This window comes from Paraburkholderia gardini, from assembly GCF_907164575.1.
In the GTDB taxonomy this organism is placed as follows: Bacteria; Pseudomonadota; Gammaproteobacteria; order Burkholderiales; family Burkholderiaceae; genus Paraburkholderia; species Paraburkholderia gardini.
On the sequence record NZ_CAJQYY010000021.1, the window covers coordinates 33,302 to 46,507 of the forward strand.

12 protein-coding genes are annotated in these 13,206 nt (G+C 65.3%); 4 read left to right on the plus strand and 8 right to left on the minus strand.

The window, feature by feature from the left end:
• Positions 1-28: 28 nt before the first annotated feature.
• Together LPA34_RS17870 and LPA34_RS17875 are read left to right on the plus strand one after the other, a co-directional pair.
• The gene (locus LPA34_RS17870; RefSeq protein ID WP_228980574.1) at positions 29-1,336 is read left to right on the plus strand and encodes a type II toxin-antitoxin system HipA family toxin; all 1,308 of its coding nucleotides are present in this window, start codon (positions 29-31) and stop codon (positions 1,334-1,336) included.
• Positions 1,337-1,349: 13 nt separating this feature from the next.
• Positions 1,350-1,613, plus strand: coding sequence for a helix-turn-helix domain-containing protein (locus LPA34_RS17875; RefSeq protein ID WP_228980576.1), 264 nt, complete (start codon positions 1,350-1,352; stop codon positions 1,611-1,613).
• Positions 1,614-1,831: 218 nt separating this feature from the next.
• Here LPA34_RS17875 and LPA34_RS17880 read toward each other — a convergent pair whose 3' ends face one another.
• From LPA34_RS17880 to LPA34_RS17915, 8 genes are all read right to left on the minus strand, one after another.
• Complete coding sequence (locus tag LPA34_RS17880; RefSeq protein WP_228980761.1) at positions 1,832-2,488, minus strand: phosphorylase; 657 nt, start codon at positions 2,486-2,488, stop codon at positions 1,832-1,834.
• 62 nt (positions 2,489-2,550) lie between these two features.
• The gene (gene shc, locus LPA34_RS17885) at positions 2,551-4,575 is read right to left on the minus strand and encodes a squalene--hopene cyclase (RefSeq protein WP_228980579.1); all 2,025 of its coding nucleotides are present in this window, start codon (positions 4,573-4,575) and stop codon (positions 2,551-2,553) included.
• The gene (gene hpnE, locus LPA34_RS17890) at positions 4,572-5,837 is read right to left on the minus strand and encodes a hydroxysqualene dehydroxylase HpnE (RefSeq protein ID WP_228980580.1); all 1,266 of its coding nucleotides are present in this window, start codon (positions 5,835-5,837) and stop codon (positions 4,572-4,574) included. Before hpnE ends, shc begins: the two co-directional genes overlap by 4 nt.
• On the minus strand, positions 5,837-6,685 hold the full coding sequence (hpnD, locus tag LPA34_RS17895; protein ID WP_228980585.1) for a presqualene diphosphate synthase HpnD: 849 nt from the start codon (positions 6,683-6,685) through the stop codon (positions 5,837-5,839). The genes hpnE and hpnD overlap by 1 nt, the downstream gene beginning before the upstream one ends.
• A gap of 330 nt (positions 6,686-7,015) precedes the next feature.
• The gene (locus tag LPA34_RS17900; protein ID WP_228980590.1) at positions 7,016-7,954 is read right to left on the minus strand and encodes a GGDEF domain-containing protein; all 939 of its coding nucleotides are present in this window, start codon (positions 7,952-7,954) and stop codon (positions 7,016-7,018) included.
• Positions 7,951-8,574: a chemotaxis protein CheC gene (locus LPA34_RS17905; RefSeq protein WP_228980593.1), complete on the minus strand. Its 624-nt coding sequence runs from the start codon at positions 8,572-8,574 to the stop codon at positions 7,951-7,953. Before LPA34_RS17905 ends, LPA34_RS17900 begins: the two co-directional genes overlap by 4 nt.
• Positions 8,567-8,935, minus strand: a complete 369-nt coding sequence (locus tag LPA34_RS17910) for a response regulator (protein WP_228980595.1) — start codon at positions 8,933-8,935, stop codon at positions 8,567-8,569. Before LPA34_RS17910 ends, LPA34_RS17905 begins: the two co-directional genes overlap by 8 nt.
• A gap of 396 nt (positions 8,936-9,331) precedes the next feature.
• Positions 9,332-9,748 (minus strand): hypothetical protein, encoded by a 417-nt coding sequence (locus LPA34_RS17915; protein WP_228980776.1) that lies wholly within the window; start codon positions 9,746-9,748, stop codon positions 9,332-9,334.
• Between LPA34_RS17915 and LPA34_RS17920 the strand changes: the two genes are divergently transcribed.
• Positions 9,631-11,883 (plus strand): hybrid sensor histidine kinase/response regulator, encoded by a 2,253-nt coding sequence (locus tag LPA34_RS17920; RefSeq protein ID WP_228980597.1) that lies wholly within the window; start codon positions 9,631-9,633, stop codon positions 11,881-11,883. The genes LPA34_RS17915 and LPA34_RS17920 overlap by 118 nt on opposite strands.
• A 253-nt stretch (positions 11,884-12,136) precedes the next feature.
• Positions 12,137-13,138, plus strand: a complete 1,002-nt coding sequence (locus LPA34_RS17925) for a hypothetical protein (RefSeq protein WP_228980599.1) — start codon at positions 12,137-12,139, stop codon at positions 13,136-13,138.
• The last annotated feature ends 68 nt before the right edge of the window (positions 13,139-13,206 follow it).

Genomic DNA, 13,206 nt, shown 5'->3' on the forward strand with positions numbered 1-13,206 from the left:
ACATTTATGAGGCATAAGGAGTTCCCTCATGGATTGCACCCTGCAGATATTCCTGGACGACCGCTGGGTCGACTGCGCACAGATCGAACTCAACGACGGCCTTTGCCAGTGGAATCATCTGGTCATGTATGCCGTTGAACATACGGACGCCCCCCTGTCACTGGCCGAGCCCGTTGATATGGACATCCGCGCGGCTCGGACCATGCCCGCCTTCCTCTACGACCTCGTCCCGCAGGGGGCGGGTCGTCGCTTTCTGCTGGGCGAGCTGAAACTACCGGATGGCCCTGGTGCGGACTTTCCACTGATCTGCGCGGGCGCCTTCAATCCGGTCGGCCGGATCCGGGTTGCCGAGGCAGTCGACTATTTTGAGACTCACGTGGCGCGACACCCGGCCGCGCGTGGCCTGCCTGGCCTGACAATCGACGACGTCGTCGTGCGCAGCGCGGAATTCAAGGAAAGGATGTTCCTGCACGGGATGCTGGGCACCGGCACCACGGGGGTCCAGGGTGCGGCGCCGAAATATCTGCTAACCCGGGACCGGGCGGGCTTGCTGCATGGTGATGCCGTCCTGCCCGATGCCGATGCCACCCAGCACCTGATCGCGAAACTGCCGCGCGGAAATAGCCCGGCCGATGACAAGGTCCTGCGCAATGAAGCGGCGTACATGCGGGTGGCCGCCGCGCTCGGTATCCGTACACATCCGGAATTGCCAACCCTTCACGGCGACGTTCTGCTGATTCCGCGCTTTGACCGGATCGCGCGCGACGGGAAGGTCGTGCGCATCCATCAGGAAAGCGTCGCATCCATTCTGGGGCTGTCCGGCTTCGACCTGCGCCCGAGCCTCTTCGAGGTCGTAGCCGGAATCCGCAGGGTCGTGACCGATCCAGCAGCCGAAACGCTCGAATTCATCAGGCGGGACGTGCTCAATCTGGCGATGTGCAATACCGACAATCACGCTCGCAACACGGCTGTGCAACGGGTCGAAGGCAAAGTCCAGCTCACGCCGTTGTTCGATTTCGCGCCGATGTACCTTGATCCCCAGCTGGTTCCACGGGTACTGAGGTGGTATCGACCAGATACCCGGGTTGAGCTGACGGACTGGGGCGACGTGCTCGCGGCGCTGGCTGTACCCGACCACGAGCGCCGGATGCTAGCCCAGGAGTTAAGCCGGTTTGCCGTGCAGATCGAACGCCTGCCCGACATCATGGAAGCACAGGGCGTCGATCACGACGTCATCGGGTTCCTGGCGCAACACGTAGCTACGCAGGTCCGACAGCTCAAAGCCCTTCAACCCCCAGAGGCCCATCATGCCCCGTCGGACCCGACCCTCCCGTGACGAGCAGAACGCCTTGCGCCGCGCTTTCTACGAAAGGATCGGCCGGGGCGATATGAGTATTCCCGAAGCCATGAAGGCGATGCGACAGATGACGGGCCTGACCCAGGCGGAATTCGCCGCGCACCGGGGTGTCAGCCGCCGGGTCATCCAGGACATCGAGCGTGGGACCGGCAATCCGACCGTCGACTCGCTCAACAGCGTTGCGAGACTGTTCGGGCTGCAGGTCGGGTTCGTCCCGGTCAGGCGGAACGAACCAGCCTCGCCTGCATCAGGCTAACTTGCTGTCGCATGGCAAAACCTGCAGGTTACCGCGGTGACGGATAACGATGCTTGACCCGTCCTGGCATGGATTGACACCTGCGGGTCTCTGTTCGCGATCAGAAAAAGCCCGGTTCGGACTCAGTGCATCGTATCGGCTTCGATGTGCTCGTATCTCAAGAGGGAAGTCAGCTGCTTTAGGAGGGACTGACCGCGGAGGTGCCGGTCCTTGCCAGATCAAGCAGCGCGCAACGCGCCGGCCGTGCCGAGCGCGTGCCGCGCCCGCACCAGCGACTGCCGGGCCGCGCGTGCGTCCGCCGCGACCTGGAGCAGCGCGCCCAGTTGCGACGGCTGCCGGAGCAGCTCGCGCAGAATTGGCGCGATCGCTGTCTGGCCGTCGTCGCGCAGGCCAGCCGTTGCGGCCGACGGCAACGTGCGCCAGGCCGGATCGACAATCGCCCGGCATACGGCGAACGGCACGCCGTTCGCGGCGGCGATGGCGCCCGCGATATGCGATTCCATATCGACCGCGAGCGCGCCCGTCGCACGATTGAGCGCGAGCTTGTCCTGTGCGCTGACGAGCGGCGCGGCGACCGCCGCCTGAACACCCCGGCGCAGCCGCGCACGCAACGGCGACGCGCCGATCGCGAGCGCAAGCCGCCCCGACCAGTCGACGTCTGTCTCGACGCGCCCAAACGGTCCTTCGACTGCGTCCGCGACGATCACGGTACCCGGCTCGAGGTCCGGCGCCAGACCGCCGGCCGTGCCGAAACTGAGGATGCCGCTGCATCCACGCGCGACGGCCGCGCTCAGCGCACGTTCGAGCAGATCGGCGCGCGCCGCATAAACCACCTCGACGCCTTCACCGCGGGCGATGCGCGCTTCGAACGCCATGCCGGCCACGACGATCACGGGCAACCTGTCGCCACGCGCCTGCGTGTTTCGCGACACCGCCATCACATGCCGACCATGACACGCGTGCCGCCACTGCGCCTGAGCGAGCGGTAGCGCGCGAGCGCCCACAGCGGGAAGAACTTGCGATAGCCGTGATAACGCAGATAGAACACGCGTGGAAAGCCCGTCGCGGTGAAGCGCGTTTCGTCCCAGAGGCCGTGATCGCGCTGCTCGCGTTGCAGGTACTCGATGCCGCGTGCAACCGCCGGATGGTCGAGCGCGCCGGCGGCCATCAGGCCCATCAGCGCCCACGCGGTCTGCGATGCCGTGCTCGGCGCCTGCTCGTAGCCGCGATATTCGAGCTTGTAGCTGGTGCCGTCCTCGCCCCAGCCGCCGTCTTCGTTCTGGATCTTCACGAGCCACTGCACCGCGCGCGCGATGCGCACGTCGTCATGCTTGATGCCGGCGGCGTTCAGCGCGCACAGCGCCGTCCACGTGCCGTAGATGTAGTTCATGCCCCAGCGGCCATACCAGCTGCCGTCGGACGCCTGTTCCTTCAGGATGTAGTCGTACGCGCGCTTCGACGGCTCGCTCATCGACGGCATTTCGCCAAGTTGCGCGAGCATCGACAGGCAGCGGCCCGACACGTCCGCCGTCGGCGGATCGAGCAGCGCGCCGTGATCGGAGAACGGAATGTTGTTCAGGTAGTACTGCGTGTTTTCCGGTTCGAACGCGCCCCAGCCACCATCGCTGCTCTGCATGCCGACGACCCACTCGCGGGCGCGCGCAATCGTGGTGTTGTCCACGTTCGACTGCGTCAGCGCCGCGGCGCGATGCATCGCCAGCGCGACCACGGCCGTATCGTCGACGTCCGGATAGTGCGGGTTCGCGTACTGGAATGCCCAGCCGCCCGGCCGCACGTCCGCGCGACGCGAAATCCAGTCGCCGCGCACGTCGAGAATCTGCAGCGGACGCAACCATTCGAGACCGCGCAGCGCGGCCTCTTCGGCACGGGCGTCGCCGGTTTCGAGCAGCGCGTGCGCCGCGAGCGACGTGTCCCATACCGGCGACAGGCACGGCTGGCAATACGCTTCGTCTTCGTGAACGACGAGCAGCTTTTCGATCGAGCGGCGTGCGATCGCGCGGTTCGGATGATCGGCGGGATAGCCGAGCACGTCGTACATCATGACGGCGTTCGCCATCGCCGGAAAAATCGCGCCGAGACCGTCTTCGCCGTTCAGCCGTTCGTCGACGAACGCCACCGCCGCGTTCACCGCGCGCTGACGCAATGTCTTCGGGAACAGGCCGTCGATGGCGCGCAACACGCCGTCCACGCCGCGAAAGAAGCTGAACCAGCCCTTGTGCTGATGCGGCGCACGCGGCGACAGGCCGGTCGTGACGGGCGCACCGCGGAACAGTTCGTCGATCCGCACGCCGCGCGGGTTGCGCGCGACCGGACGCTTTGCGTTGAGCACCAGCAGCGGCACGATCACCGTGCGTGCCCAGTACGACACCTTCGACAGATGGAACGGGAACCACTTCGGCAACAGCGTGATTTCGACCGGCATCATCGGCACCGCGTACCACGTCACGACGCCGAAGAGCGCGAGCAGGATGCGCGTGAACACGTTCGACGCTTCCGCGCCGCCGTGCGCGAGAATCGCCTCGCGGGCACGGCGCATGTGCGGCGCGTCTTCCGGGTCGCCGATCATTTTCAGCGCGAAGTACGCCTTCACGCTCGCGCTGACGTCGAGTGCGCCGTCGGTGAAGAGCGGCCAGCCGCCGTCCGCCAGCTGGATGCGGCGCAGATAGCGGCCGATTTTCTGTTCGAGCGTGGGGTTCGCCTCTTCGCCCAGGTAGTGAACGAGCAGGATGTATTCGGCGGGAATCGTGGCGTCGGCTTCGAGTTCGTAGACCCAGTGGCCATCGGCGCGCTGATCGGCGAGGATCGCGTCGGTCGCGCGCGCGATCGCGCTTTCCAGCAGGTCCTGCGACACGGCAGTATCGACGGTGTCAGCAGGGCTCGAAGCAGGGATTGAGGCGGGCGTCTCACCATCCATCGGCGGGACCTGGGATAAATCGTTCATCGGCGTTCCATCGGTTCATTCAGAAGCAGGTCCGCGGCCTTCTGGCCGGAGCGGATCGCTCCTTCGATCGTCGCGGGCAGACCGGTGGCCGTCCAGTCTCCCGCGAGCATGAGGTTATTCCAGCGCGCGCGCGTGGCAGGGCGCAGCATTTCCTGGTCGGGCACGGCAGCGAACGTCGCGCGTTCATCCATCACGACCTGACATACCGGCATCGGGTCAGCCGGCAAGCCGGCCGCGTGTGCGACCTCGGCCCAGACTGTCTTCGCGAGTTCTTCGTGTGGCGTGCCGGTCAGATGGTCAGCGCCATGGATCGTGACCGACAGACGGCCGTCGAACGCAAACAGCCATCCGGCGGTCGAGCCGATGAGGCCCATCACCAGCGGCAAGCCGAACGGCGGTTCGATGGCGAAGTGCACGTTGACGACCGCGCTGAAGCGCTGCGGCGCCTGCAAGCCGGGCACGATCGACTGCGCGACGTTCGGCGGCACGGCGAGCACCAGGCCTTCGTCGGCGCCCAGCGCGATGCTTTCGTCGGCGAAATGCAGCGACGCGACGCGCCCGGATTCGGAAAACGTCAGATCGTTCAGCCGCGAGCCGAGCTTGATCTGTGCACCGCCATGCTGCAGCAGACGCAACGCGGGATCGACAAACGCGCTGCCAAGCCCGTTACGCGCGACGAGCGGACGGCATGCCCGGGCGCCCGCAGCAAACGTCTCGCGCGCGACGGCACCCGCCAGTTGCGCGGTGGCATCGCGCGGTTCCACGTTCATTACGGCGTGAAACAGCGGACCCAGCAGCCGGTCCCACAGCACGCCGTTACAGCGCATGGTCTGCGCCATCGAGCGACCGGGCTTCGCGAACAGCAGCGGCAGCATCGAAAAATAGTCCGCCCAGTTCGTGTCCGGCACACGGGCATTCGCGTCGAACACCCACAGCGGCAATGGACCGGGCGAAAGCTTGACGGTCCAGCGCTCGCTGGAGGCGAGATCCATGAACGGAAACTCGGGCTGCGTGGGGCCCACCAGTTCGTCCGCGGCGCCAATTGCGCGCGCATAACCCAGCGTTGCCTGATTGCCGGAGAAGATCAGATGGTTGCCCGTGTCGATCGTCGCGCCGAGTGTCCGGGCGTAATACGAACGGCACCGTCCACCGGCCTGCGCGGCGGCCTCGTGCAGCACGACCTGCGCGCCGCGGCGCTGCAGCTGTACCGCGGCTGCGAGGCCAGCGAGGCCCGCGCCGATCACATGGACAAGTTTGACCATCAGAACAGCGCGTAGCGGGCGACGATCCACAGCAGCCGCGCGCGCGGCTTGCTGACTTTCGTGCGCGGGATGTCAAAACCACGGTCGACGGTGCGCTCGAGCAGACACCGGTAGACGCCCGACATGATGCGCGGCGCGCGGACTTCGCGACGCGGCTGCGCATCCATGATTTCGTCGGACTTCGCGAAATGCGCCCGCGCACGCGCGACGAGCGCGGCGCAGACGCGCGGCAGCGACGGATCGTCGGCGATCGTATCGGGGTCGGTGGTCGCGATGCCTTCGCGCGCCAGCAGTTCGCGCGGCAGATAGCAGCGATGGATGCCGGCGTCTTCGTCGATGTCGCGCAGGATGTTGGTGAGTTGCAGCGCGCGGCCCAGGTGATGCGCGAGTTCGCGGCCCGGCGCGTCCTGCATCCCGAATATCCTCACCGACAGACGCCCCGCCGCGCTCGCGACGCGGTCGCAGTACAGGTCGAGCGTGGCTTCGTCGGGCGCGCAGATGTCTTCGGCGGCGTCCATCGCCATGCCGTTGATCATCTCGTGGAAATCCTCGCGCTGCAGATTGAAGGTGTGAATGTGCCGGGTCAGCGCGCGCAACGAAGCGCGCGGCGTGCCCGCGTAGCACGCGTCGATGTCGGTACGCCAGCGCTCCAGCGCGGCCGCACGTTCGGCACGTGGCATGTCGCTGTCGGCGATGTCATCGACCGCGCGACAGAAAGCGTAGACCTGATACATCGCGTCGCGCTGCGCAGCCGGCAGGATGCGCATTGCGAGATAGAACGAGCTGCCCGAGGTAACGGCGGCTGCGTCGGTTTCTGTTTCGTCCACGACAAGGTTGGAAACGGCCAAGACGATCTCCGCTGAGGCGCCCGCTGTTCCTGGCCAGGTGGCCGGACGCAGGGCATGTCGTCCGCGCGCGCGGACACGCGCGAAACATTCCGGCTGGGATGCCGGAAACGCCGAAAAGTATAACAATCTTTGGCCTTCGCCGCTGAAAACACGTCGGCAAGACAGGCCGGCGTAATAATGCCGTGGCAAAGGTCACGCCAGGACCGCGGGTTCCAGCGGTTTTCCGCTTTATCGGGTCAACGCGAACATCCCCCCGGAGTCACTCACCCGTGTGCAGCGCCACCAGAAAGACAGCGCTGATTCTCACGCGCTTCAGGCGGGCGATGGGACTCAGTTGAACGCGACCGACCGGTTGCGCCCCTGCCGCTTCGCGCTGTAGAGCGCGGCATCAGCTTCGTTGATCAGCACTTCGTAGGCCGGCACGCCGGTACGCGCGCACGCGCCGCCGACGCTCGCCGTCACCGGCACGAGCGTGCCCTGGACGTCGATGGCCGTATCGCCGATCTTGCAGCGGATTTTTTCCGCGACCAGCATGGCGTCCTCGAGCGGCGTGCACGGCAGCAGCAGCGCGAATTCCTCGCCGCCGAAGCGGCCGAACGTGTCCTGTACCCGCACCACCTCCGCGACGCGCTGCGCCATCACGCGCAACACCGTATCGCCCACAACGTGGCCGAACCGGTCGTTGATCTTCTTGAAATGATCGAGGTCGAAGAGCAGCACCGACAGGTCGCCGCCGTACCGTTGCCAGCGCGTGTATTCGTCGCGCAGCCGTGACTCGAAATAGCGCCGGTTCGCGATGCCCGTGAGGCCGTCGCGATCGGCATATTCCTGCAGCTTCGCGACCGCTTCCTCGCGTTCGCGCTGCACGATGCTCACGGCTGTCACATCGGAAATCGTCACGCAGACAGCCACGACTTCGCGGTCGCGCGTGAGCGGCATGAAGGTGCAATCCTGCTGCATGAAGTCGACGCCGCCGGTAATCGGCCGGTCATGGTCGAACTTGAACAGATACGGCCGCTGTTCCCACGAACTGAACGCGAAGCTGCCCAGCTGGAACACGCTTTCGAGCTTGCGCGTGAGCCACACGCGCGGCAGTTCGGGAAAGCTCGCGAAAATCGGTTTTCCGACCACCTGTTCCGCGGAAAGGCCGCTGTGGTCGTGCATGAACCGGTTCCACATCAGCACGTTCATTTCGCGATCGAGCACGAAGATGCCGAAACCAACGCGCTCGACAACCAGATCGCTCAAGGACGCGGACGGCTCATTCATAGGCTGGACAGCAGCGCGTCGAGCGCCTCATTCATGTGACGGATCGACTCTTCCGCCATCAACATCACCAGGTGGGCACGGAAGCTCTGGTCTTCCAGCGCGAAATTCACTTCGACCAGCAGCGCGACTTCCCACGCGAGCACCTTCGGCTGGAACACATCGTCGAGCGACATGGACGCGCCCAGCAGCCCCGGCGCCGAAAACACCGGCGTGCGGCCCAGCTGGTCGAGAATGCACGACACGCAGGCGCCCGTCAGCACGTTCGCCACGTCGTAAACCAGCTCTTCCTGCGAAACGGTTTCGTACGCCGAACCGGCATACGGGTCGTTCACCAGCGCGCACAGCTGCGCGATGCTGTCGCTGCGGCAGATCACCAGCGCCTCGCCCTTGATGTCGGAGCGAAAGCCCTGCCGCACCGCCGTGACGGCCTCGTTGATACCGGTCATGTCGCGCAGCGCCGCAGCCGCCTCGCGCACGTCGACGACGCGCACGCGCGGCACCGACAGCTCGATAAACGTATCGAGCAGCGTCGCGAGACGGGTCGCGGCCTGGCCCATCGCCAGGTTGGCGACCTCCTGCAGCGCGTCGCGCTGTTCTTCGTTCAGGGCTGGCTCAGACATACAACCCGTACTCCTTGAGGATGGGCAGTAGCGCCTCGGGCGTCACCGGCTTGGCGACGAATGCAATGGCACCCAGCGTGCGCACGCGCGCCTGCGCCATCGGCTGAACGTCGGCGGACACGACGATCACGAACGTATTGAGATCTTCGTGCTGCAGCGCTTCCAGCACCTGAAAACCCGTCATGTCGGGCATCGTCAGGTCGAGGAACATGACGGAAGCCTTGCCGGCCCGATACAGGTCGAGCGCCTCGACGCCGTTCGATGCGTAGGCGATATCGACATCCCAGTCTTGCGGAAGGGCTTTGGTCAGCACCTTGCGGGCAAGAAGCGAGTCGTCGGCAATCACAATAGGCAAGGACATGGCGGCGGTCGGTAGACGTTATAGGCTCAATCGGGTTAACGGCAGCGCGACGCCGTTCTTGAGCCGCCGCCGGACCGGCCATGCGGATAAACAGTCAGAAAGGGATCGAACGAAGGTGACCGCGCCGCAAAAGCCGGCATGCGAGGAACAAGCGCCCGCACAACAAGGTGCATGAGCGCAAAAGACAACGCCAGAATCCGACATGATGGAAGCCTACCCCGTACATGAACGGCGCAGCAGTAGACGACCTCTGGACCTGAGACCTGGTGCCCCCGCGCCTGCATCCGCGGATGGCCCCAGCATGCATGTCACACGCACTGTCTGATGGGCCCCGCTGGAGATACGTCCGGGCATGGCGGACGTACTAATTGTCACAGGAATGATTCTTGAATTAATTCAGCGAAAAAGCAACGCGCCAAAATCGATCGGCTTGACAGAATCCACCCATGAATAGCGCTGAATCGAATAAATCATTTCAAAAAATAGTAAATATTTATAATTTATACTTTTGTGTACGTTTGCGCTTCTGGATTCGTCGCTGATTGCGGCTGCCTCGCGAAAAAACCGCTCGAAAACCGTATGCGTACGGGAAAACCTTTTCCATTGTGCGTCGCGCAATCCGAGCCGGACTTTCTTCTCGTTTATGATATTGGACACGGTGTCCCTGTTTTCCGACGTTTCCAGCCCTGCCGACGATGAATCCTGAACGGCCCGACCTGCTCCGGGCGAGCCGCGCGCCTGCCAGCCGGCAAGACGAACCGCTGTTTCCGGCGGCGCCTCCCGAACATCATTTCGCGGCGCGACGCCTGACATTGATCGCGCTGCTCATCGCGGCCGTCGTGTTGCCGTGCGTTTACGTCGCGACGATGGCGTGGAGCGACCTGAAAGCGCGCGAATCCGATGCAACCGATGTCACGCTGCGCACGGTGCGCGTCGCCGAAGAGCACGCGTTGAAGGTTTTCGACATGAACGAGGCGCTCGACGCGCGCGTCGTGGACCTGGTGAGCGGTCTTGACGACGCGGGCATCCGCGAGCGCGAAGCGGGAATTCACGAGAAGCTGCGCACGATGGGCGGCGGTTATCCGCAGATCGCCGCAGTGTCGATCTTCAGCGGCACGGGCGAGCTGCTCGTGAGTAGCCGGTTGTATCCGGTGCCGGCCGTTTCGATCGCGGACCGTGCCGATTTCACCGGCTTGCGCGACAACAAGGTGCTGGAGCACGTCTCGAAGGTAATGGCTGGCGACGTCGCCGGTGAAACGGTGTTCAACACCGGCGTGGCCCGTCACGACGAGAACGGCGCGTTTGCCGGCGTGGTCTCGGTTGCGCTGCGGCCGGGCTACTTCAACGCGTTCTATCGCGAACTGCCCGGCGGCGAAGGCACCCCGATGACGCTCGCGCTCACCCGCGCCGACGGCGCCACGCTCGCGCAATATCCGCAACGGTTGCACGCACCGTCACCCACGCCTTTCACGGAAGCACTGGCGCAAGGCCGCCGCGCGGGCGTCGTCAAGATGCGCGGCGTGGACGGCGACAGCATGATTCTCGCGTTCCGGCGCGTCGGCTCGTATCCGGTGTATGTGTCGTGCGGCTATCGCACGTCGGCGATCTGGGCCGGCTGGTACCGGCATCTGAGCCTGCTGGTTCTCTCGATGTTCACGCCCTCGATCGTGCTGTGGTGCGTGATCTGGCTTTCGCTCAGGCGTCTCCACGCGGAAGAGGAAGGGTGGGAGCGCTGGCAGGCGGAAGTGTCGATGCGTCGTTCGTTCGAATCCGCGTACCGGCAGTCGCGCAAGATGGAGGCGCTCGGCAATCTGGTCGGCAGCGTCGCGCACGACTTCAACAACCTGCTGATGATCGTCTCGACCAACGTGCAGATCGCCCGCCGGCGGGGCGCGCCTGGCCTCGATCGTGAACTGTCCGCCATCGAGCGCGCGCTGAAAAGCGGTCAGTCGCTGACGCGGCAACTGCTCGGCGTCGCGCGCAAGCAGCCGCTGCGCAACGAAACCATCGTCGTGGAACGCTGGTTGCCCGGCTGCCGCGAACTGCTGGGCGCGTCGCTTGGCGCGAAGGTCGCGCTCGTCGTCGACGTGAGCGCGGGCGTGTGGCCCACACGCGTCGACGTCGCCGAACTCGAACTCGCGCTGATCAACGTCGCCGTCAACGCACGTGACGCGATGCCGAGCGGCGGCCGCTTCACCGTGCGCGCGGGCAACGTCGCGTTCCGGCACGACGACGGCTTTCCGCTCACCGGCGACTTCGTGCAGATTTCGCTCGAGGACACGGGCGTCGGCATGCCGCCTGACGTACTCGCGCGCGCATTCGAGCCGCTCTTCACGACGAAGCCAAAGGGCATGGGTACCGGCCTCGGGCTGCCGCAGGTGTTCGCGTTCTGCGAGCGCTCGGGTGGTCTCGCGGCAATCGACAGCGCGACTGGAGCGGGCACGTCGGTGCGTCTGTACCTGCCGCGCGCCGAGGCCGCGCCGCAGATCGCGCGCCCGGAGGAACCCGGCGCGGAAAAACCCGCTGCCGTGCGCCAGGGTTTGCGGATTCTGCTTGTCGAGGACAACGAGGAAGTCTCCGCCGGCACCGAAGCATTGCTGCAGATGATGGGACACGAAATTACCTGTGTCTTCAACGCCGACGCCGCGATACGCCTGTTCGACGAAGCGCGTGCAAAGCAGGCGCGCAGCGGCGAACCGCTACCGTTCGATCTCGTGATTTCGGACATCCACATGCCGGGCGCGATGAACGGCATCGACCTTGCCGAAGCCGTGCTCGCGTTCGAAACGAAGCTGCCGGTGATTCTCGTGACCGGCTACGCCGAGGAACTGGACCGGGCGCGTCACGTCGACGTGCGCGTGCTGTCGAAACCGTTCGATATCGCTTTGCTCGACAAGATTCTGCAGACCATTCAAGGCACGCTCTCGCCCACGCATCCCGCAGTGTAGTTCCGGATGACCCGCTGACCCGGCGCCATGCCATGCGCAGTGCTAATTACGTGGCGGTTGTAAAAAGCGCGTCGACGCCGAATCAGGGGGCGTCGCGGCGCCCGCCGCGAAACCGTGCGCGCCCCTTCGTAGCGGGACTTTTGCAGACCCGGCATGGTCGTTGCGTTCGCTTCCATGACTGGGCAGCGACGCGCCTCGCGCCGCGCGATCCGGACCCACCGGACCGGCCCTGTGAAAACGAAGGGAGGCAGCCATGCGACACACCGTGATCGGGTTATTCGACACCTACACCCAGGCCGAAGGTGCACGCGACACACTCGTACAAACCGGTTTCGCGCGTACCGACATCGAATTGCAGGCCAATCCGGTCACGCCATCCGGGGCCGGCATCGATCCAGCCGCTAATCTCGAGGCCGGCCACGGTTTCATGGCCAACATCGAGCGGTTCCTGTCGAGCCTGTTCGCTTCGGGGCCGCGCCCGGCCGACCCCGCCACCACTGCCCGCTACGCCGACGCCGTACGGCGCGGCGCGGTACTCGTTTGTGTGAGCGCAGCGAGCGAATCGCACGCGGAACTCGCCGGGCGCACGCTGGCGAAACTCGGCGCGGTCGATATCGGCGAGCGGGCGCCGGCGTGGGATTCACCGATGATGGATGCGACCACGGCGCGCGACCAGTCGATGCTCGACGAACTCGGGATCGGTGCGGCTGGCGCCGTGCCGCCGCCGCTCTCCCCCGTCCCGCCGGTGTCTCCGGCGACTGAACGCCCGATGCTGGAGCCGCTCGATCCAGTCGACCCGGCGCGTGTCGAGGCACGCGATCACGCGCCGCTGGGCGGTACATCTTCAGGCTACGACACGCCGGAACCGTACGACGACGCGACACGCGCGGTCTCGATGGCTGCCGCGCCAGGATCGGGCGCCTACATGACGCCCGCCTCGCCTGCGGCTGACGCTGACGCTGACGCTATTGGTGCGCCGGTGCCTGACGAGTTTCTCGAATACGAAGAGGACTTCCGCGGCCATTACGACGAAAAATACGCAGCCGAAGACGCGCGTTACGAAGACTACTCAGGCGCGTATCACTACGGTGCAAAGATGGGCCAGGACGTCCGTTACCGCGACCGTCAGTGGGACGACATCGAACCCGAAGCCCGTCGCAACTGGGAAACGACACCTCAAGGCGACACGTGGGAACGCGTCAAGGCGGCTGTGCGTCACGGCTGGGATCGGGTGACGGGTCACCATCACGTTTAAGTCAGGTCTGTCGATTTCGTCCGGCGTGTAGCGTGTAGCGGGACATGCGGCGCTCCTTCCGGAAGCGC